General features: G+C 74.9%; 15 protein-coding genes. 6 read left to right on the top strand and 9 right to left on the bottom strand.

Translation table 11 applies throughout. The annotated features are described in order from the left end of the window. Positions 1-166: 166 nt before the first annotated feature. Positions 167-928, bottom strand: coding sequence for a MerR family transcriptional regulator (locus BLS67_RS15070; RefSeq protein ID WP_091246659.1), 762 nt, complete (start codon positions 926-928; stop codon positions 167-169). Positions 929-1035: 107 nt separating this feature from the next. Between BLS67_RS15070 and BLS67_RS15065 the strand changes: the two genes are divergently transcribed. Next, positions 1036-1917, top strand: coding sequence for a haloalkane dehalogenase (locus BLS67_RS15065; RefSeq protein ID WP_091246657.1), 882 nt, complete (start codon positions 1036-1038; stop codon positions 1915-1917). A 12-nt stretch (positions 1918-1929) separates the two neighbouring features. Here the strand turns inward: BLS67_RS15065 and BLS67_RS15060 are convergent, their stop codons facing one another. Further along, a complete protein-coding gene (locus BLS67_RS15060) occupies positions 1930-2808 on the bottom strand; it encodes a 3-methyladenine DNA glycosylase (RefSeq protein WP_091246656.1) in 879 nt (292 codons plus the stop codon). Positions 2809-2905: 97 nt separating this feature from the next. On the opposite strand from BLS67_RS15060, the gene BLS67_RS15055 reads away from it, so the two are divergent. Together BLS67_RS15055 and BLS67_RS15050 are read left to right on the top strand one after the other, a co-directional pair. Further along, positions 2906-4666, top strand: a complete 1761-nt coding sequence (locus tag BLS67_RS15055) for an FAD-dependent oxidoreductase (RefSeq protein ID WP_091246655.1) — start codon at positions 2906-2908, stop codon at positions 4664-4666. 63 nt (positions 4667-4729) lie between these two features. Then, positions 4730-7048: a HelD family protein gene (locus tag BLS67_RS15050; RefSeq protein ID WP_242654108.1), complete on the top strand. Its 2319-nt coding sequence runs from the start codon at positions 4730-4732 to the stop codon at positions 7046-7048. A 104-nt stretch (positions 7049-7152) separates the two neighbouring features. On the opposite strand, the gene BLS67_RS15045 is transcribed toward BLS67_RS15050, so the two are convergent. The 4 genes from BLS67_RS15045 to BLS67_RS15030 form a co-directional block, all read right to left on the bottom strand. After that, positions 7153-8019, bottom strand: a complete 867-nt coding sequence (locus BLS67_RS15045; RefSeq protein ID WP_091246653.1) for a tryptophan 2,3-dioxygenase — start codon at positions 8017-8019, stop codon at positions 7153-7155. Between the two features lie 34 nt (positions 8020-8053). Next, the gene (locus BLS67_RS15040) at positions 8054-8281 is read right to left on the bottom strand and encodes a DUF1272 domain-containing protein (protein ID WP_207500626.1); all 228 of its coding nucleotides are present in this window, start codon (positions 8279-8281) and stop codon (positions 8054-8056) included. Positions 8282-8311: 30 nt separating this feature from the next. Then, positions 8312-10138, bottom strand: a complete 1827-nt coding sequence (locus BLS67_RS24765) for an HNH endonuclease signature motif containing protein (RefSeq protein ID WP_091246648.1) — start codon at positions 10136-10138, stop codon at positions 8312-8314. A 98-nt stretch (positions 10139-10236) separates the two neighbouring features. Beyond that, entirely contained in the window at positions 10237-11088 is an 852-nt protein-coding gene (locus tag BLS67_RS15030) for a helix-turn-helix transcriptional regulator (protein ID WP_207500625.1), read from the bottom strand. 102 nt (positions 11089-11190) lie between these two features. Between BLS67_RS15030 and BLS67_RS15025 the strand changes: the two genes are divergently transcribed. The 3 genes from BLS67_RS15025 to BLS67_RS24140 all read left to right on the top strand — a co-directional run bounded on the left by BLS67_RS15025 (position 11191) and on the right by BLS67_RS24140 (position 15076). Continuing rightward, positions 11191-11883 (top strand): SDR family NAD(P)-dependent oxidoreductase, encoded by a 693-nt coding sequence (locus BLS67_RS15025; protein WP_091246647.1) that lies wholly within the window; start codon positions 11191-11193, stop codon positions 11881-11883. Positions 11884-12038: 155 nt separating this feature from the next. After that, entirely contained in the window at positions 12039-14060 is a 2022-nt protein-coding gene (locus tag BLS67_RS15020) for an NAD(+) synthase (protein ID WP_091246645.1), read from the top strand. Continuing rightward, the gene (locus BLS67_RS24140) at positions 14057-15076 is read left to right on the top strand and encodes an SRPBCC family protein (RefSeq protein ID WP_207500624.1); all 1020 of its coding nucleotides are present in this window, start codon (positions 14057-14059) and stop codon (positions 15074-15076) included. Before BLS67_RS15020 ends, BLS67_RS24140 begins: the two co-directional genes overlap by 4 nt. 6 nt (positions 15077-15082) lie before the next feature. Here BLS67_RS24140 and BLS67_RS15005 read toward each other — a convergent pair whose 3' ends face one another. From BLS67_RS15005 to BLS67_RS14995, 3 genes are all read right to left on the bottom strand, one after another. Then, the gene (locus BLS67_RS15005; RefSeq protein ID WP_091246643.1) at positions 15083-15679 is read right to left on the bottom strand and encodes a TMEM165/GDT1 family protein; all 597 of its coding nucleotides are present in this window, start codon (positions 15677-15679) and stop codon (positions 15083-15085) included. Between the two features lie 204 nt (positions 15680-15883). Further along, the gene (locus tag BLS67_RS15000; RefSeq protein ID WP_242654107.1) at positions 15884-18616 is read right to left on the bottom strand and encodes a diguanylate cyclase domain-containing protein; all 2733 of its coding nucleotides are present in this window, start codon (positions 18614-18616) and stop codon (positions 15884-15886) included. Between the two features lie 124 nt (positions 18617-18740). Next, entirely contained in the window at positions 18741-20510 is a 1770-nt protein-coding gene (locus BLS67_RS14995) for a GGDEF domain-containing protein (protein WP_242654106.1), read from the bottom strand. Between the last annotated feature and the right edge of the window lie 53 nt (positions 20511-20563).

Below are 20563 nucleotides of genomic sequence, written 5' to 3'. Positions count from 1 at the left end.
CGACGACGGCCGGGCGACGACGGACGGGGCGGCTGCCATCGTGGTCTCCCGGGGTCAGGCGAGCCGCACGGTGCGGCTCGCCCGACGGTTCTCGGTCGGATCCCCGGCCCGGTTGACCGGGATGGAGTCGTTCCACCCCGCCGGAGTGAGGACGGAACCGTTCCGGTTACCCGGCGCGGTGCTCGGCGTTGGCCACGACCGCGGTGCTGACGTACTGCGCGAGGCCGGGGGCGATGCGCTCGTAGTGGGCGGTGAAGCGCTCGTCCTCCACGTACATCCGGCCCAGGCAGGCGTGCATCCCGGGCGGGCAGTCGTACCAGCGGCGGGTGATCTGCTGCCGGTGCTCCTCGGCCAGCTCCCGTGCCCGGTCGCCGTCGGCCGGGGCGCCGTCGGCCAGCGCCGCGGCGAACCGGGCCTCGAGGTCGTCGGTCTCGGCCTTCACGTCCAGCCAGTCCTGCTTCGTCATGCCCTTCTGCCGCTGCTGGGACTGCTCCCAGGCGGGGGTGTCGCCCCAGCGCTGCTCGGCCTCGTCGGCGTACTCGTCGGGCAGCCAGTCGCCGAACACCTCGAGCTTCTCCTCCGGGGTCATCGGGTTCCCCATCTCCAGTGCCTCCATCTCCTTCTCGACGGCCTGCACCATCAGGTCGGTCCGGTCCCGCTGCTCGGTGAGCAGCCGGCGCTGCCGCCGCAGGTGCTCACCCGCGTCGACGTCCGGGTCGTCCAGCAGTGCGCCGATCTCCTCGAGGCCGAAGCCGAGCCCCCGGTAGAGCAGCACCTGCTGCAGCCGGTCCACGTCGGGCAGCTCGTACACGCGGTAGCCCGCCGACGTGCGCCCGGACGGGACCAGCAACCCGATCCGGTCGTAGTGGTGCAGCGTGCGCACCGTCACCCCGGCCAGCCGGGCCAGCTCACCCACCGAGTGGCTCATGCTCCGTCCTCCTCCACGAGGGACACGCAACATCCTGACGCCGCGTCAGGGTCAACCCCTTGCCCGGAAACCGCGGTTCCCGGGAAAGGGTGGTGCACGATCGAGGCATGCCTGCATCGTCGGAGGACCGGTTCCCGCGCTCCCGCGTCCGGATCCGGGGGCACGAGATGGCCTACGTGGACACCGGCGAGGGTGACCCGATCGTGCTCCTGCACGGCAACCCGACGTCGTCCTACCTGTGGCGCAACGTCATCCCGCACCTGTCCGGGCTCGGCCGGTGCATCGCGCCGGACCTGATCGGCATGGGCGAGTCGGACGGGCTGCCCGACCCGCAGCGCGGCACCTACTCCTTCGCCACCCACGCCGAGTTCCTGGCCGACCTGCTCGAGGAGGTGCAGGTCGGGGACCGGGTCACCCTGGTGCTGCACGACTGGGGCGGCGCGCTGGGGTTCGACTGGGCGCGGAAGAACCCCGACCGCGTGCGGGCGATCGCGTTCACCGAGACGATCGTGACCCCGCTGCTGTGGGCCGACTGGCCGCGGGCGGCGAAGGGCGTGTTCCAGGGCATGCGCTCGGACCACGGCGAGGAGCTGGTGCTCGAGCGGAACACCTTCGTCGAGCGGATCCTCCCGGCCTCGACGCTGCACGGGCTCACCCCCGAGGCGCACGACCGCTACCGGGCGCCCTACCCGACGCCCGAGAGCCGCTGGCCCACCCTGGAGTGGCCGCGGAACATCCCGATCGAGCACGTGCCGCCGGACGTGCACACCGCCGTGGACGCCTACGGCGAGTGGCTGGCGCGCTCCGACGTCCCCAAGCTGTTCGTCGACGCCGACCCGGGCTCGATCCTGGTCGGCCGCCAGCGCAACCTGGTGCGCCGCTGGCCGAACCTGACCGAGGTGCAGGTGCCGGGCGCGCACTTCGTCCCGGAGGACAGCCCCGACGAGCTGGGGACGGCGATCGCCACCTGGCTCCGCGGGATCCCCTGACCCCGCTCGACGTCACGTCGAGCGGACCGGGGCGGGCTCCAGGACGGTGTCGCAGACCGCCAGCAGGCGGGCCCGCAGCGCCTGGCCGCGCTGCGCGAAGCCGCGCTGGGCCGCGGCGTACTCCGCCTTGCCCGCCGCGGTCTCGATCGGCACGGGGGCGTAGCCGTGGGCGGCCAGGTCGTACGGGCTGGCCCGCATGTCCAGCACCCGGATGTCCACGGCGAGCTCGAAGCAGTCCGCGAGCAGCTCGCCCGGCACGGCGGGGGCGAGCTTGCAGGCCCACTTGTAGAGGTCCATGCCCGCGTGCAGGCAGCCCGGTTGCTCCAGCTCCACCTGGGTCGCGCGGGTGGGGGTCAACGCGTTGCGCGGGGCCGCGGTGGGGGTGAAGAACCGGTAGGCGTCGACGTGCGTGCACTGCAGCCGGTGCGACTCGACGACGGCGTCCGTGCCGGCCGGGCCCAGCCGCAGCGGGACGGCGTCGTGCCGCGGCGGGGCCTGGTGCACCATCGCCCACTCGTGCAGGCCGAAGCAGCCGAACTGCCCGGCCCGGGACGACGTGGCGCCCAGCAGACCGGCCACCCACCCGGCCGACGTCCCCCGCTTGGCCCGGAAGGCGTCGAGGTCCAGCCCGACCGAGCCGTCCGGCAGCCGCGCGTGCAGCGGCCAGCCCAGGCGCTCGTCGGCCAGGTCGCCGGTGACCGAGGCGCCCACGCCGGCGTGCCAGCGCAGCAACCGGGCCGGGCTCTGGGAGTAGTAGGTGAACAGGAAGTCGAGCACCGGGTGCGCCTCGTGCCGCTGCCGGCGCTCGAGGTGCGGCCCCACCCAGGTCAGCAGCCTGCTGCGGTGCGCGGCCGCCCGGGCGGCGGCGTCGGCGGGGTCGAGCACGGTCACCGGTCCAGCGTAGGTCGGCCTTGACAGTGGTCCAACGTTCAACGAGTCTCGGCGTCGGCCGTGATCGCGGTCACCCGCCTCGTCGAGGAGTGCGCCCGTGCCCGTGGAGACCGACGTCCTGGTGGTGGGTACCGGTCCCGCCGGGGCCTCCGCCGCCCTGTTCCTGGCCACCTACGGCACCCGCGTCGTCGTCGTCACCAAGTACTCCACGCTCTCGCAGGACCCGCGGGCGCACATCACCAACCAGCGGGCGCTCGAGACCCTGCGCGACGTGGGCGTCGAGGACACCCTCATGGCGCTGGCCACCCCCTGGGAGCTCATGGGGACGACGACGTTCTGCACCTCGCTGGCCGGCGAGGAGCTCGGCCGCATCCCGTCGTGGGGCACCGACCCCGCCCGGCACGCCGACTACCAGCTGGCCAGCCCCTGCACGATGCTCGACGCCCCGCAGACGATCACCGAGCCGGTGATGGTCAAGGCCGCCCAGGACCGCGGCGCCACGGTGCGCTTCGACACCGAGTACCTGCGGCACGTGCAGGACGACGAGGGCGTCACCACCACCGTGCGCGACCGGCTGAGCGGCCTGGAGTACGAGATCCGCTCGAAGTACCTGGTCGGCGCCGACGGCGCCCGGTCGAAGGTCGCCGCCGACCTCGAGCTGCCCTTCGAGGGCCCCGGTGCGGTGGGCGGCGCGCTGGGCATCGTGTTCAAGGCCGACCTCACCCACCTCGTGGCGCACCGCCCCTCGGTCCTCTACTGGATGCTGCAGCCGGGTGCGGAGAAGGAGGGCGTCGGCCTCGGCGTGCTGCGCATGATCAAGCCCTGGACCGAGTGGATGCTCATGTGGGGCTACGCGGTCGCCGACGGCCCGCCGGAGCTGACCGACGAGTTCGTCCGCGAGCTCGCCGTCGGGCTGGTGGGCAGCGACGACTTCGAGATGGAGGTCCTCTCGGGCTCGCCGTGGACGGTCAACCACCACTTCGCGACCACCATCGCGAAGGGCCGGGTGTTCTGCGCCGGCGACGCCGTCCACCGGCACCCGCCGACCAACGGCCTGGGCTCCAACACCTCGATCCAGGACAGCTACAACCTGGCCTGGAAGCTCGCGCACGTGATCGACGGAGCGGCGGGTCCCGCTCTGCTGGAGTCCTACGACGCCGAGCGGGCGCCGATCGCCCGCCAGGTCGTCGAGCGGGCGAACCAGTCGATCGCCGACACCGGCCGGATCATGGCCGCCCTCGAGCTCACCGACACCACCGACACCGAGGCGCTGGAGCGCCAGCTCGCGCTGCGCCGGGCACCGGGCGCCGAGGGGGACAAGGTGCGGGCCGCCGTCCGGGAGGCCATCGCCTACAAGGCCTACGAGTTCGACGCCCACGGGGTGGAGCACAACCAGCGGTACGCGTCGGGCGCCGTCGTCCCCGACGGCACCGACATGCCGCCCTACCGGCGTGACCACCAGCTCTACGCCCAGCCCACCACCTGGCCCGGCGCCAAGCTGCCGCACGCCTGGGTCACCCGCGACGGCGGCCGGGAGGTCTCGACGCTGGACCTGGTCGGCAGGGGCCGGTTCGCCGTCGTCACCGGGGTGGGCGGCCAGCCGTGGCTGGACGCGGCCGCCGAGCTGGGTGCCGCGCGCGGGCTGGAGATCACGCCGGTCGCCATCGGGCCGGGGCTGCCGTTCGACGACCCGTACGGCACCTGGGCCGACCTGCGCGAGATCGCCGACGGCGGGGTGCTGCTGGTGCGCCCGGACTGCTACGTGGCGGCCCGGCACCTCGAGGCACCCGGCGACGACGCCCGCGACTGGCTGGCGGGCGCGCTGGACGCCGTCCTGGGGCGGGTCGCGGCGGGCTGAGCCCCACGGGGGGCGGGTCGCGACTACCGTTGTCGGGCCCGCCCCACCCGAGGAGACCTGCACGTGTCGAGCAGCACCACCGACCAGGCGATCGTCAGGGAGCAGGACCCGGCTCCGGTCGTGGAGGAGCAGGAGCACGTCACCGGGCTGTACGCCCGGCTGGACGCCGCCCGCGAGCTGGCGGTGACCCGCCGGCAGCAGGCGATCTCGGCCCCGCTGGTGGACAACCCGCAGGCGATGGGCGAGAAGGAGGCGGCGGTCCGCTTCCACGGCACCCGGATCGTGCAGCTGGACGCCGCCGAGGCCGGGCTGGTGCTGGGCCGGCTGGACCGGGAGGAGAACCCGCAGCCGCTGTACGTGGGCCGCACCGGGCTGCCGGCCGACGACGCCGGCGGCGACCCGGCACTGGTCGACTGGCGGGCGCCGGCGAGCCGGCCGTTCTACACCGCCACCCCGTTCCGGCCTGAGGGCATCGCGCGGCGCCGGCACATCCGCACCCTGGGCCGCCGGGTGACCGGGATCGACGACGAGGTGCTGGTGCTCGCCGAGGGCGAGGAGGCCGACGACCGCGGCCTGACCGGCGAGGCAGCGCTGCTGCGGGCGCTGACCGCCGAGCGCACCGGCCGGATGACCGACATCGTCCGCACCATCCAGGCCGAGCAGGACACGATCATCCGCTCCGACGCCCGCGGCATCCTCGTCGTCCAGGGCGGGCCGGGCACCGGCAAGACCGCCGTCGCGCTGCACCGGGCGGCGTTCCTGCTCTACACGCACCGCGACCGGCTGGCCCGCAGCGGGCTGCTCGTCGTCGGACCCACCCCGACCTTCCTGCGCTACATCGCCGACGTGCTGCCGGCGCTGGGTGAGACCGGCGTGGTCATGGCCGGCCTCGGCCAGCTGCGCCCGGGCCTGTCCACCACGCTGGTCGACGAGCCCGCCGTGGCCGAGGTCAAGGGCCGCCTCGCCATGGCCGAGGTGGTCGCGAACGCCGTCAAGGACCGCCAGGGGTCCATGCGCGGCACGCGCGAGATCGTGGTGGACCGCGAGCGGATCCGGCTGCGCGCCGGGGACATCGCCCGCGTGCGCACCCAGGCGCGGCGGGCCTCACGGCTGCACAACCTGGCCCGGCCGGCGTTCTTCCGCGGTCTGGTCGACCTGGTCGCGCAGCGGCTGGCCGACCGGCTGGGCTCCGACGTCCGCGGCGGGGAGAACCTGCTGGACGCCGAGGACCGGCGCGCGCTGCGCCGCGAGATCGCCGGGGAGCCCGCGGTGGCCGACCTGGTGGAGGAGCTGTGGCCGCTGCTCACCCCCGAGGAGCTGCTGCGCGACCTGTTCTCCTCGCCCGAGCGGCTGGCCCGGGCGGCGCGGGGGCTGACCGACGACGAGCGGGCGCTGCTGGTGCGGGACCGGGACGCCGCCTGGACCGTCTCCGACGTCCCGCTGCTGGAGGAGGCCGACGAGCTGCTCGGCGTCGACGACTCCGCCGACCGGGCCGCCGCGGCCCGCCGTCGGCAGGCCGGTGTGGACGAGGCGCAGCGGGTGCTGGACCTGCTGCACGGCTCGCGCTCGCACGACGCGGACGACGACGAGGAGTCCGAGGAGCTGATGGCCGGCGACCTGCTCGACGCCGAGGGCCTGGCCGCGCGCTCCGACGAGGCCGACTACCGGTCCACCGCCGAGCGGGCGGCCGCCGACCGCACCTGGACCTTCGGGCACGTGGTGGTCGACGAGGCGCAGGAGCTGTCGGCGATGGCGTGGCGGGTGCTGGCCCGCAAGTGCCCCACGCTGTCGATGACCGTCGTGGGCGACCTGGCGCAGACCGGCACGCTGGGCGGGGCGGACAGCTGGGCCGAGGTGCTCACCCCGCACGCCCGCACGCAGTGGCGCCAGGCCGTGCTGACGGTCAACTACCGCACGCCCACCGAGATCATGGCGGTCGCCGCCGACGTGCTGGCCGCGTCGGGCTCGCAGCTGCAGGCGCCGACGTCGGTGCGCAGCAGCGGCGAGCACCCGCGGGCCGAGCGGGTGGCGGCCGGCGACCTGGTGGCGCGGGTGGCCGAGGTGACGGCGGACCTGGCCGGCAAGGGCGGCACCTGCGCGGTCGTCGTCCCGCCGTCCCTGTTCGACGCCGCGGTGGCCGCCCTGCCCGACGCGACCGCCGGACCCGACGCCGACTCCTCGGCCGGCCCGGTGCTGCTGCGCCCGGCCGAGGCCAAGGGCCTGGAGTTCGACTCGGTGGTGCTGGTCGAGCCCGCCCGGGTGCTGGCCGAGGGCGTGCGCGGCGACTCCGACCTCTACGTGGCGCTCACCCGGGCCACCCAGCGCCTGGCCGTGCTGCACGCCGAGGACCTCCCCGCCAGCCTCGGCCGCCTCACCGGCTGACGCTTCCTACCCGCAGCGTTGATCAGGGGGGTGCACGGAAGTTCGTCCCCCTCCACGAGATCTGGTGGAGGGGGACGGACTCCGGCGAGGGAGGACGGCCCCGGTCAGCGCGTGGCGGAGGCGCCGATGCCGGTGCGGACCTCGTAGAGCTCGGGGAAGAAGGTGAGGTCCAGCGCCCGGCGCAGGAAGCTCGCCCCGGAGCTGCCGCCGGTGCCGGTGGTGAAGCCGATCGTGCGCTGCACGGTGCGCAGGTGCCGGAACCGCCAGAACTGGAAGGCGTCTTCGATGTCGACGAGGTCCTCGCAGGTCGCGTAGTCGGCCCAGTGGGTCTCGGTGTCGTCGTAGATGCGGCGGACGACGGGGACCAGGTCGGCGTGCATCGTCCAGGCCTGACGGACGTCGCGGTGCAGCACCTCGTCGGGGACGGCGTGGCCCTGCCGGGCGAGGTGGCGCAGGAAGGCGTCGTAGACGGTGGGGGTGTCCAGCAGCTCGGCGAGCACCGCCTGCGCCTCGGGGGCGTCGTCGAAGACCTTCAGCATCGCGGCGTTCTTGTTGCCGAGGATGAACTCGACGGCCCGGTACTGGTGCGACTGGAAGCCCGACGAGCTGCCCAGCGACCCGCGGAACTCGGCGTACTCGCTGGGGGTGAGGGTGGCCAGCACCGACCACTGCTCGGCCAGGGTGCGGAAGATGTGCTTGACCCGGGCCAGGTTCTTGCGGGCGCGCGCCGGGTCGTCGGCGTCGAGGTGCTCGCGCACCGCGCGCAGCTCGTGGAGCACCAGCTTGAACCACAGCTCGGTGGTCTGGTGCTGGATGATGAACAGCAGCTCGTCGTGGTGCTCGGGCCGGCTGACCGGGTGCTGGGCCGAGAGCAGCCGGTCGAGGTCGAGGTAGGCCCCGTAGCTCATGGTGTTCCGCAGGTCGGTGCGGATGCCGGCCTCGAGGGGGCGCTCGCCCGCGTGCTCGCTCATGCCGGCCATCCTGCTCCCCGGCTCGCGGGGCAGGTCAGCGGCAGTCGGCGGCGAGCACCCTGGTCGTGCTGGCCGGCGCGGCGGCCAGCTTCTCCGGGGCCCGGGTCGGACGCCGGGTGAGCTCGCCGCCGCAGTTGCGGCACCGGCCGTGCAGGACGTCCGAAGCGCACGTCGAGCACCAGGTGCACTCGAACGAGCAGATCCACGCCTCGGTCGAGGACGGCGGCAGGTCGACGTCGCAGCACTCGCATCCGGGTCGCATCTCGAGCACGACGCTTTCTAGCAGGCCGGGTCAGAAGGGTGGGGGGTCGTCGGCGGGTTCGTGGGGCGCTGCCGGTTCGGCGTCGAGGTCGAGGACCTCGCCCATGGCCGGTGGTCGGGTGGCTCGTGCGGTGCCGCCGGGTGTGGTGACGTGCAGGGTGCCGTCGGCGTCCATCTGGAACCGCCAGCCGGGAGCGTGGGTCTTGAGCCTGTGATGCCGGCGGCAAAGCATGGCCAGGTTGCGGACGCAGGTGGGTCCGCCGGCGTCGGGGTTGTGGTGGTCGTAGGGGACGACGTGGTCGGCGTCGCAGGCTCGGGCGACCTGGCGGCAGCCGGGGAAGCGGCAGTGCCGGTCGCGGGCGCGCAGGTACCGGTACTGGGCGGCGGTCGGGGTGTACCCGGGCGTCGCCGGTGGTGGTCCGACTCCGCGCCCGGTCTTGGCGGCGGTGACGAGTTCCTCGGGGGTGGCCACGGCCAGCAGCCGGCCGCGGTGGCCGGTGATGGTGAACGCCAGCTCACCGCCGTCGGGGTGGGTGAGTCCGAGGGCGTCGATCCAGGTCAGCAGCGATCGCACGGCGGCCGGGCTGACCGGCAGCCCGTCGACGTGCCCGACCTGAGCACCACCGAAGGCCACCTGCTCACCGGCGAGCAGACCGACCCCGGCATCGGGCACACCTGTCCCCTCGACAGGTGGACCGGTCCTCGCTGGATGCGCAGCACCGCCCAAGACCTCGGTGGCTCCGCCGGCAACGGTGTCCTCGCCGTCAGCGTCGGCGTCGGCCTCGACATCGGTGTCGTCCTCGGCGGCATCCGTGCCGGAGTCGTCGTCCGCGGAGCCGGTGCCGGTGTCGGCAGTCGCGGCGGACTCACCTCCGGCATCGCCCTCACCCCCCTCGGCCTCGGCCTGGGCTTGGGCGATGAGGCCGCTGAGGTCGGGGACCAGCAGGTGGGCCAGGTCGGCGTTGATGGTCAGGTGCGCGATCGCGGGGTCCAGCTGCTCCCACGGGCGGGTCAGCAGCGTGACCACGAGTTCGGTCTCGATCTCCCCGGACGGGCGGGTGTCCCCGTCGGCCTTCAGCTTCCGCACGAACGCGCCCAGCTGGGCCTTCACCAGCTTCGCGTCGGCGGCCTCCAGGTTCGTCGCCCGCAGATCGGCCAACCCGTCGCCGGTTCCCTGCACCCGCACCCCGGCCTCCCGCTTGCGCAGCGCCTTCCGCCGGTCCGCCGCCTCGGGATCGGCCGCGATCAGCGCGGCGTCGATCCGCTCCCGCAACGTCGTCGGCGGGCACCCGGCCGCAGCCCACTCCACGCCGCGGGCCGCGATGGCATCGATCACCGCGTCGTCGACCGGCCCACCCCAGGTCGCGGCCTGGTAGCGCAGGGCCTTCACGATCACCTTCGCCCGCGCCTCGTCGATCCGGCCGTCGGCCAACGCGTGCCACACCGCAGGCAGCTGCCGCACCAGGGCCAGGTCGTCGTCGACCAGGTACCGGGCCGAAGCGACCGACATGTTCAGCAGGACCGCCACCTCATCGGGCAGGAAGTCATCGGCAGCCTGCAGCGACGGATCCAGGTCGACATCGGCCTCGGGCCGGGTGTCGGTGCGCGCGCCGGGGGCGAACGGCAACGGGTGCTGCGCGCCCAGGGTGGCTTTCCGCTCGACCAGGCCGGCTCGGTAGGCGGCGAGGGCCGACATCTGCCGGTGCACCGACGCCAACTCCGCATCCAGGTCAGCACCCTCCAGACCGGCCGCCACGGCCAGCCCGGTGAGGCGGGGAAGCACAGTCGGACCTTCGGTGCCGGCGGCAGCACGGCGCGGGGTGATCTCCACCCAGAACCGCTCCGCCGTCGCCGTCATGGACCCAGTCCACCAGAGGGGTACGACAATTCCGGCCGGCCGAACAGGCCGTTGAACAGCTGGTTCACCGCAGTTGACCCATCACCGTCGGATGTCGGTCAGCTCAGGGCGGCGGCCCCGGCGACCCGGAGGAAGTCCAGCTTCTCGGCGGCGGGGGACCCCGTGGCGACGGTCATCGTCACGATCCGCAGCTCCGACCCGCTCACGGTGAACACGTCGCAGTCCACCTCGAGGTCGCCGACGACGGGGTGGTCGATCGTCTTGCGCTGGGACAGGTGCTCCCCGACCGCGCCGGTGTCCCAGAGCCCGGCGAACTCCGGGCTGGTCTCACGCAGCCGGTCGATCAGGCCGCGCAGCCGGGGGTCGTGCGGGTGCCGCCCCTGGGTGCGCCGCAGGTCGGCCACCAGGGACGCCCGGAACTCCGCACCGCCGTCCGCGTGCCGGGCCCGGCCGGCCCGGTCGCCCAGCACCTCCTCGTGGAAGGTCTGCACCACCAGGTTCCGCTCCCAGGGCGTGCGGCCCGCGGGCTCGCCGAACAGCCCCGCCCAGGTCGAGCTCCAGGTCAGCAGGTCCCAGGCCGCGGTGAACACCGCGATCGGGTTGTCGCCCATGCGCGTCACCAACCGCTGCACCCCGGGCGGGACGTGCGTGCTCACCAGCGCCTCGCCGGGCGGTTGCAGCCCGGCCAGCCGGTACAGGTGGTCCTGCTCGCCCCGGTCCAGCTGCAGGGCCCTGCCCAGCGCGGCCACCACCTGCGCGGACGGCGTCCGGGCGCGGCCCTGCTCCAGCCGGACGACGTAGTCCACGCTCACCCCGGCCAGCGCTGCCAGCTCCTCGCGCCGCAGCCCGGCGGCCCGGCGCACGCCGAAGGCCGTCGTCCCCACGTCGGCGGGGGAGAGGCGATCGCGCCACGACCGCAGCAGGGCGCCCAGCTCACCGTGGTCGGTCACCGGTCCAGTGTCGTCCCGCCCGCGTCGGCCAGCCTGGTACCGGCACTCCACAGGCTGCGCGGGGCCACGCGCGACGTCCGGGACCGCCGCACAGTGGGAGCCATGACCACGACACTGATCACCGGCGGCAACAAGGGCCTGGGTCGCGAGACCGCCCGCCGCCTCCTGGCCGAGGGCCACACCGTGTGGATCGGCGCCCGCGACGAGGCCCGCGGTCGGCAGGCCGCCGACGAGCTCGGCGCCCGCTTCGTCCAGCTCGACGTCACCGACGACGCCTCGGTCGCCGCCGCGGCCAGCACCGTGCGCGAGCAGGGCGGGCTCGACGTCCTGGTGAACAACGCGGGCATCACCGGCCCGCACACCGAGCCCGCCGAGCTCACCGGCGCCGACGCGCTGCAGGTGTTCGACACCAACGTCGCCGGCATCGTCCGGACGACGACGGCGTTCCTGCCGCTGCTTCGCGACTCCGCGGCCCCGGCGATCGTCAACGTGACCAGCGGCCTGGGCTCGTTCTCCGCCGTGCACGACGAGTCGCGGGTCGAGTCCACCGTGGTCGCGCCGCTCTACACGGCCTCGAAGTCCGCCGTCACCATGCTCACCGTCCAGTACGCCAAGGCGTTGCCCGGCATCCGGGTGAACGCCGCCGACCCCGGCTACACGGCCACCGACCTGAACGGCAACAGCGGCCCGCAGACGGTCACCGAGGGCACCGACGCCGTCGTCGCGCTCGCGATGCAGGGCGCCGACGGCCCCACCGGCACCTTCACCGACCGCGAGGGCCGCGCCCCCTTCTAAGCAGCGATGATCAGGGGGGTGCACCGAACTCCGTCCTCCTCCACCAGATCTGGTGGCGGAGGACGGACGACCGTGCACCCCCCTGATCAACGCTGGACCACCCGCACGGGGGTGGCGGCGCGACGGGGGTGCAGGGGCGCGGGACACTGATCACCATGGGGTTCACCTCGCTGTACGGGCACGGGTTCGCGCGGGTGGCCGCGTGCACGCAGCGCACTGCGCTGGCCGACCCGGCGGCCAACGCCGAGAACGTGCTCCGCCAGGCGCGGGCCTGCCACGAGGACGGCGTCGCCGTCGCGGTGTTCCCCGAGCTCACGCTGTCCGGCTACTCGATCGAGGACCTGCTGCTGCAGGACCCGCTCCTGGACGCCGTCGAGACTGCGCTGCAGACCGTGGTCGAGGGGACGGCGGACCTGCTCCCGGTGCTCGTCCTCGGCGCGCCGCTGCGGCACCGCAACCGCATCTACAACGCCGCGGTCGTCGTCCACCGCGGGCGCATCCTGGGCGTGGCCCCGAAGTCGTACCTGCCGACCTACCGCGAGTTCTACGAGCGCCGCCAGCTCGCCCCCGGCGACGACCAGGCCGGCGAGATCACCGTGGGCGCCACCAAGGTCCCGTTCGGCCCGGACCTGCTCTTCGCCGCCACCGACGTGCCCGGCCTCGTGCTGCACGCCGAGGTCTGCGAGGACATGTGGGTGCCCATCCCGCCCAGCGCCGAGGCCGCGCTGGCCGGCGCCACCGTCCTGGTCAACCTGAGCGGCTCGCCGATCACCGTGGGCCGGGCCGAGGACCGCCGGCTGCTGGTGCGCAGCGCGTCCAGCCGCTGCCTGGCCGCCTACGTCTACGCCGCCGCCGGCGAGGGCGAGTCCACCACCGACCTGTCGTGGGACGGCCAGACGCTGGTCTACGAGAACGGCGCCCTGCTCGCCGAGACCGACCGCTTCCCGTCGGGCGACCGTCGCGCCGTCGCCGACGTCGACCTGGACCTGCTCCGCCAGGAGCGCGCCCGCACGGGCACCTTCGACGACAACCGCCGGCACCACGACCCGCAGCACCGCACCGTGGAGTTCACCCTCGACCCGCCGGAGCGGGACCTCGGGCTGAGGCGCCCCCTCGAGCGGTTCCCGTTCGTGCCCAGCGACGACGCCCGCCTGGAGCAGGACTGCTACGAGGCCTACAACATCCAGGTCGCCGGGCTGGCCCAGCGGCTGGCCGCCATCGGGAACCCCAAGGTCGTCATCGGGGTCAGCGGCGGCCTGGACTCGACCCACGCGCTGATCGTGGCCGCCCAGGTCATGGACCGGGCCGGCCGCCCCCGCAGCGACGTCCTGGCCTTCACCATGCCGGGGTTCGCGACGTCGGACCACACCAAGGGCAACGCCTGGGACCTCATGCGGGCCCTGGGCGTCACCGCCGCCGAGCTGGACATCCAGCCCACCGCACGGCTCATGCTCGACGAGATCGACCACCCGTTCAGCGACGGCGAGCCGGTCTACGACGTCACGTTCGAGAACGTGCAGGCCGGGCTGCGCACCGACTACCTGTTCCGGATCGCCAACCAGCGCGGCGGCATCGTGCTGGGCACCGGCGACCTGAGCGAGCTGGCCCTGGGCTGGTCCACCTACGGCGTGGGCGACCAGATGAGCCACTACAACGTCAACGGCGGCATCCCGAAGACCTTCATCCAGCACCTGATCCGCTGGGTGATCGCCACGGAGCAGTTCGACGACGAGGTCGGCGCCACCCTGCAGTCCATCGTCGACACCGAGATCAGCCCCGAGCTGGTGCCGGGGGAGACCGCGCAGTCCACCGAGGCCAGCGTCGGGCCCTACGCGCTGCAGGACTTCACCCTCTTCCACGTGCTCCGCTACGGCTTCCGGCCGAGCAAGATCGCCTTCCTGGCCTGGCACGCGTGGCACGACGCCGCGGCCGGCGACTGGCCGCACGCCTACCCCGAGGCCAAGCGGGTGGCCTACGACCTGCCCGAGATCAAGCGCTGGCTCGAGGTGTTCTGCCAGCGGTTCTTCGGGTTCAGCCAGTTCAAGCGCTCGGCCATGCCCAACGGGCCCAAGGTCAGCGCCGGCGGCTCGCTCTCCCCGCGGGGTGACTGGCGGGCGCCCTCGGACGGCTCCGCCGCCCTCTGGCTGGCCGACCTGCGGACGAACGTGCCGGGATGAGCGCGCGGGCCAGCAGGACGGAGCGGGCCGCAGGACTCCCCGGGGACGACGTCGTGCCGGACGCCGACGTCGTCATGGACACCGCGTTCGACCTCCCCGCGCCGCCGGCCGCCGTGTGGCCCTGGTTCGTGCAGCTGGGCAAGCGGCGGGGCGGCTACTACCTGCCGCGCTGGGTCGAGGCGGTCACCCCGCGCGCCCGGCGCGGGCTGCGGCACCTGGACGACGACCTGCTCGGCCTGCAGGTCGGCGACACCATCCCCGACTGGGGCGGTCGCGAGGCCACCTTCACCGCCCACGAGATGACGCCGCCGCACACCCTGGTGCACCGCTCCACCCGGGACCACGTCCGGCTCAGCTGGGCGATCGTGCTGCGCGCCCAGGGCCCCGGCACCCGCGTGCAGCTCCGGCTGCGGCTGGCCGGCGTCCGGCACCGCACGACCGCCCGGGTGCTGGGCGGCGCGGCCGACCGGCTGACCGTCGAGGGGCTGGCCGTCGGCCTGCGGGAACGCCTGACCAGCGCAAGCGGCACTGACCCGGCCGGAAGCCCCGGGGGCGAGGACGATGGTCGGATGGCCACCGTCTCCCGGCACGTCGACGCACCCCCCACCGCTGTCTGGGACGTCCTCGCCGACGGCTGGAGCTACAGCAACTGGGTGGTCGGCGCCTCGCACATGCGCGCCGTCGAGGCCGCCTGGCCCGCCGCCGGGTCGAAGCTCCACCACAGCCAGGGCAGCTGGCCGGTGACCCTCGACGACGAGGCCGTGGTCGAGGTGTCGAAGCCGGCCAGCCGGCTGGTGCTGCTGGCGAAGGGGCGCCCGCTGGGGTCGGCCCGGGTGCAGCTCGACCTGCGCAGCGAGGACGGCGGCACCCGGGTGACCATGACCGAGACCCCGGTCAGCGGGCCCGGCAAGCTGCTGGACAACCCGTTGGCCGACGTCGTGCTGGCCCGCCGCAACACCGAGGCGCTGGCCCGGCTGGCCGCCATGGCTGAGCGCCGCACGACGCCCGGCGCCTGACCGCCCTCAGACCAGCGCGCGCACCGTCTCGACCACGGCGATCACCGCGAAGACCAGGAACAGCCCGGCCGCCACCCGGCGGATCAGCGGGATGGGCAGCCGGTCGGCCAACTTCTTGCCGAGGAACACGGCCAGGCCCGAGACCACCAGCAGGGCCGCCCAGGAGCCGATGAACACCGACACCGGGGCGTCGTAGCGGGCGGCCAGGCCGGCGGTGGCCAGCTGCGACAGGTCGCCCCACTCGGCGGCGAACAGCACGCCGAAGCTGATCGCGGCGGCCTTCGGGAACGAGACCTGCTCGCGCTGCTCGGCGGCCTCCCCGCCGTCCTCGGGTCCGCTGTTCGCGCTGCGCCACAGCAGCACGGCGCCGACCAGGAACAGCAGCGCCACGACCCCGCTGACCAGGGCCGCGGGCAGCAGGGACAGCAGGGAGCCGGCGGTGACCGCGATGGCCACCTGAACGGCGAAGGCGGTGCCGACGCCGACGAACACCGGCAGCGGGGCGAACCGCGTGGCCAGGATGAGCGTGGCGAACAGCGTCTTGTCCGGCAGCTCGACCGGGAGGATCAGGATGAACGCGGCAGCGATGACCGACAGGACCACGGGGGCTCTCTTCTGTGCTGGGCGCCGCCGGGCAGGGGGCGCGCAGCCTCCGACCGGCAGCGCCACGGATGGGCTGCTCCAGTCGAAGGTCTCGCCCATCCGGCTCGCGCCGGACCCGCTGACCGGGTGCCCGGGGGCACCAGCATGTCGACCAGCGGACGGGGGGCTACTCCCCTTCTCCGCGGAGGACTCTAGACGACGAGGTCAGCGGCGCGCGATGCGGGCGGCGAACACCCCGGCGGCGTAGCCGTTGTCGATCGCGGAGACGACCACCCCCGCGGTGCCGGAGTTCAGCATCGTGAGCAGGGCCCCGATGCCGCCGAACCCCCCGGCCTGCCCGGCAGAGGTGGGGACGGCGACGACCGGCGCCTCGGTCAGCCCGCCCACGGTGGTGGCCAGCGCGGCGTCCAGCCCGGCGACGACGACCACGCAGTCGGCCTCGGCCAGCACCGACCCGTCGGCGAGCAGTGCCTGCAGGCGGTTGCCCCCGACGTCGTCCGCGCGCACGACCTCGGTGCCGCTGACCCGGGCCACGAAGGCGACCTCGGCGGCCACCGCTGCGTCGGCGGGGCCGGCGCACAGTACGGCGACCCGGCCGCGCACCTCGGGCAGCGGGCCGACGGCCGCGGCCATCGCCACGTGGTCCATCGTCGTGTACGCGTCGTGCTCGGCGGCCAGGGCGACCAGGGTCTCGGCCGCGGCGCCGACCACGATCGCCGGGCGCTCCGGGTGCTCGCGGCGGGCCTCGCGGACCAGCGCCAGCACCTGCTCGGTGCTGCGGCCGGTCCCGCGGACGACCTCGGGGCCGCTCGACGCCAGCGGGGCGCGGGTGGTGGCGACCCGGGCGGGGTCCTCGACGGCCGGGGCCTCGTCGGTGGCCGGGCCCACGACCCGTCCGCCGCGCTGGGGACGCGGTCCGCCGGGGGCGGGGACCGGCTCGACCAGCAGCCGGCCGAAACCGCCCGCGGCGTCGTCGTCGACCCGGGGGGTCGGCACCGGCCGCGGGTGGTCGCCGAACAGGATGTCGGTGGGCCGGCCCGGGGCCGGGTCGACGGGCTGCGCGTCCATGCCCGTGACGGTAACCGCATCCTCCGGCGACTCCCCGTCACCGGCCGGGGTCGCGTCGGACTCCAGCAGCTCGCCCTCGAAGACCGGTGCGGCGGTGCGCGGGGCGTCGGGCTGGGTGTCGTCGGCCCGGGTCTGGGTCACCCCGGACAACCGGACGACGCGGTCCCGGCCGCTGCGCTTGGCGTCGTAGAGCACGCCGTCCGCCGCGGCGAACAGGGTGCGCCGGTCGTCGCCGCGGGCCGCCGAGGCGATGCCCGCGCTGATCGTGACCGGGACGTCGACGCCCAGGGCCGACCAGTCGTTGGTGGCGATGGAGGACCGGATCCGCTCCATGGCCCGCTCGCCCTGCTCGGCCGTGGTGTCCGGGAGCAGGACGACGAACTCGTCGCCGGCCCAGCGGCACACCTCGTCGGTGTCCCGGACTCCGTCCACGAGCAGCTGGGCGACCGCCCGCAGCACGGCGTCGCCGCCCGGGTGCCCGGCGGCGTCGTTGATCGACTTGAAGTGGTCGATGTCCACCACGGCCAGCGCGGGGGCGGCGCCGGCGGCCAGCAGGCCGTCCAGGCGGCCCTCGGCGTAGCGCCGGTTGGGCAGGTGGGTCAGCGGGTCCTCGTAGGCCTGCCGGCGCAGCTGGCCGGCGGCCCGCTCGGTCTCGAGCAGGCTCTTGCGCCGGCCGAACAGCTCGACCCAGCGGGTGCGCCGCTCGTCGACCCGGTCCAGCTCGTCGGCCAGGTAGGCCTGCAGGTAGGGCAGGGCGCGCGCGGCGTCGTCCAGGTCGGCGTGCAGGGTGCACAGCTCGCGCAGCGCGGCCCGGCGCAGGCGGGGGAGCCCGTGCTCGGTGGACAGCGCCAGGGCGTGGGCGAGGTGGTCGTCGGCCGCGGGGCCGTCGCCCTGGCGGCGCAGGGCCCGGCCCAGGGCCAGCTCGGCCGAGGCCAGCAGGGCGCGGTCCTGGTCGGCGGGGACGACGCCGACCACGCGGCGCAGGGTCTGCGCGGCGGCGTCGTGCTCGCCCAGGCCGACCAGCGCCGCCCCGAGCACCACCTCGGCGGTGGGTCGGTGGGGGTCGTCGGCGGGCAGGCCGTCCAGCGTCTCGAGGGCCAGGGCGCGGGCCTGCGCGAAGTGCGGGTCGGCGGCGTCGGAGCTGCCGTCGTCCAGCAGTCCCTCGCCGACCTCGGCGCACAGCGCGGCCAGCCGCGAGGCGCTGTCGCCGACCAGGGCCAGGGCCGCCGGGCCCGGGTCGTCCTCGGCCAGCCGCAGCGCGGTGTGGTGGGCGCGGCGCTGGTAGTCCAGCGCCAGCGGCATGAGCTCGAGGTCGGCCAGCACGCCGGACAGCGCGCCGAGGGTGTGCACCAGCAGCGGGCTGGCGGGCAGGGCCGGGTCCAGCAGGCTGGCGGCCTCGACCGCCTCGTCCATGGCGGCGTCGACCCGGCGGGACAGCAGCTCGATGGCGGCGTGCCGGGCCAGGCCGGCGGCCCGCTGCAGGTCGTCGTCGGCGGCGTCGAAGGCGGCCCGGGCCGACCGGACCAGCGCGATCGCGGTCGCGGCGTGGTCGTCGGTGCGGGAGCGGGCGCCGAGCGGCTGCTCCGTGACGTGGGCGGCGTCGTCGGGCTCGGCCTGCACCGGGGCGTCGGTGTCGTCGATCGGGTCGCCGAGCAGGGTCAGGCCGGCCATGCGCAGTCGGCGCACCAGCAGCTCCGCCCGCAGCGTGTCTGCCCAGGCGCGGGACAGCGAGCTGAGCGGCGCGCCCGCGGACACCGGAGGCTCGGCGGCCGTCGCCGCATCGAGGTCGGCGAGCAGGGCCTCGGCGACGTCGAGGTGCCAGTTCGTGAGCGCCGAGCTGACACGCTCGTGCAGGATCCCCGGTGGCACGAGCGCACTGTGCCCGCCTGGATGCGTTCTGTCACCCTTTCCGTCGGGGGCGCGCCGGGCGCGCGCTGCCCGGCGGGTCACCGGAGCCACCGCAGCCACAGCTGTCCCGTGCGCCCCGCGGGCATCACGAACCGGCGTCCTCGGGCTCGTCGGGCTCGAAGGCCCAGCCGGGGGTGCGTCGCGTGCGGGCCCCGAGCAGCTCGACCACGAGCTCGTCGACCGACGTGTGCGGGGTCGTCGTGGCCGTCGGGGCGCCCTCGCCGTCCGGGGTGGAGGTGCGCACCCGGTCGCGGCCCGAGCGCTTCGCCGCGAACAGGTGCAGGTCGGCGTCGTCGAACAGCTGCCGCCAGGTGCGCGGGGTGGTCGGGTGCGAGGTCGCGATGCCGATGCTGACGGTCACCTCGCCCTGCAGGTCCAGCTCCCGCCAGTCGCAGGCCACCACGGCGGTGCGCAGCCGCTCCATGGCGATCACGGCCTGGGCCTCCTGCGCCCCGGGCAGCACCACGAGGAACTCGTCGCCGGCCCACCGGTAGACCTCGTCGCCGGTGCGGCAGTGCTGGCGCAGCAGGTCGGCCAGCCGGCGCAGGACGGCGTCCCCGTGCAGGTGGGAGTTGCCGTCGTTGACGTCCTTGAAGCGGTCGACGTCGACCACGGCCAGGGCGACGGGGGAGTCGGCGGTGTCGAGCTCGGCCAGCCGGCGCTCGGCGCTGCGCCGGTTGCCCAGCCCGGTGAGGGGGTCCTCGAGCGCGTGCCGGCGCATGAGCGCGGTCTGCCGCTCGGCCTCGCGCAGCCGGCTGCGCCGCACGAACATCTCGGCCCACAGCTCGCGGCTGCGGTGGTGGATGCGCACGGTGTCGGCCCGGTAGGCCTCCAGCCACTGCAGGGCCTCGGCGGCCCGCCCCAGCGCAGCCGTCGTCCGGCCCAGCTCGAGCAGGCACTGGCGGTACCGGCGCCGGTCACCGACCCCGGCGAAGGCGGTGGCCGCCGCGTAGAGCAGGTCGGCGGCCTCCTCGGCCTCGGGGCCCAGGGCGTCGGGCGGTCCGGCGACCCGGGACAGCAGGCGGGACAGCGCGAGGTCGGCGTAGCCGCGCAGCCACGGACCGCCCTCGACGGCGATGCGGTCGCGCACCCGGCGCAGCGCGGGCAGGGTGCCCTCGAGGTCACCGGTCAGGGTCAACGCCCAGCCGTGGACGACGGCGAGCAGGTCGGCCTCGGCGTCCGGGGGCTCGTGCTCGAGCTCGGTCGCCGAGAACGAGCAGCGCAGCGCCACCGCGGCCAGCCGGGCCGCCCGGACCTCGTCGCCGCGGCGGTGCACGGTCTGGGCGAGCTCGGCGTGCTGCTGGGCGCACAGCCGCAGCAGCTGCCAGCGGGCGGGCTCGTCGCCCAGCGCGGCCGCCACCCGGTACCCGCGCAGGGCCTGGGCGACCGCGAGCTCCTCGAGGTCGAGCAGGGTGAGGGCGAGGGAGAGCCAGTGGTGGGCCTGGTGCAGCGCGCGGCTGGGGGCGTCGGCCGGGACCTGGTCGGTGAGCAGGCTGGCGTCGACGGCCAGGTGCAGGGCGGCCTCGAACCGGTTGCCGCTGACCTCGAGGTGGGCCAGGTAGGCCAGCAGCAGCGCCCGCTCGGCGTCGGCCGGGCAGTCGTCGGCGGCGGACCGGGCCGCGAGCACCTGGTCCCCGGCGGCCTCGCCGTCGTGCTCGGCGAGCGCCCGGCGGGCGGCGAAGGCGCACGACCAGGCCTGCCAGCGGGGGTCGCGAGCACCCGACAGCTGGTCCTCGACGGAGGTCAGCAGCTCGGCGAAGGCCCGGGGGTCGTCCCGGTCGCCGGCCTCGAGGAGCTCCCAGCGCACCCGGGAGAGCGCAGCCTCGTCGAGGAGGGCGGGGCTGCCGGTGGTCACGCCGTCCTCCGCTCGCCTGGGGGACGGCGGTGACCGCCGTCCGGTTCGTGGCG

This window comes from Klenkia soli (assembly GCF_900103975.1).
Classification (GTDB): Bacteria; Actinomycetota; Actinomycetes; order Mycobacteriales; family Geodermatophilaceae; genus Klenkia; species Klenkia soli.
Note: the sequence above shows the minus strand (reverse complement) of the source record. Positions and strands in the feature narration are given on the sequence as shown.

What these genes read in the sequence shown, in the direction of transcription:
- BLS67_RS24140 (WP_207500624.1), top strand. Translation starts at nt 14,057, where the DNA reads ATGAGCGCGCGGGCCAGCAGGACGGAGCGGGCCGCAGGACTCCCCGGG.
- BLS67_RS24765 (WP_091246648.1), bottom strand. Translation starts at nt 10,138, where the DNA reads ATGACGGCGACGGCGGAGCGGTTCTGGGTGGAGATCACCCCGCGCCGT.
- BLS67_RS15040 (WP_207500626.1), bottom strand. Translation starts at nt 8,281, where the DNA reads ATGCGACCCGGATGCGAGTGCTGCGACGTCGACCTGCCGCCGTCCTCG.
- BLS67_RS15020 (WP_091246645.1), top strand. Translation starts at nt 12,039, where the DNA reads ATGGGGTTCACCTCGCTGTACGGGCACGGGTTCGCGCGGGTGGCCGCG.
- BLS67_RS15025 (WP_091246647.1), top strand. Translation starts at nt 11,191, where the DNA reads ATGACCACGACACTGATCACCGGCGGCAACAAGGGCCTGGGTCGCGAG.
- BLS67_RS15045 (WP_091246653.1), bottom strand. Translation starts at nt 8,019, where the DNA reads ATGAGCGAGCACGCGGGCGAGCGCCCCCTCGAGGCCGGCATCCGCACC.
- BLS67_RS15070 (WP_091246659.1), bottom strand. Translation starts at nt 928, where the DNA reads ATGAGCCACTCGGTGGGTGAGCTGGCCCGGCTGGCCGGGGTGACGGTG.
- BLS67_RS15065 (WP_091246657.1), top strand. Translation starts at nt 1,036, where the DNA reads ATGCCTGCATCGTCGGAGGACCGGTTCCCGCGCTCCCGCGTCCGGATC.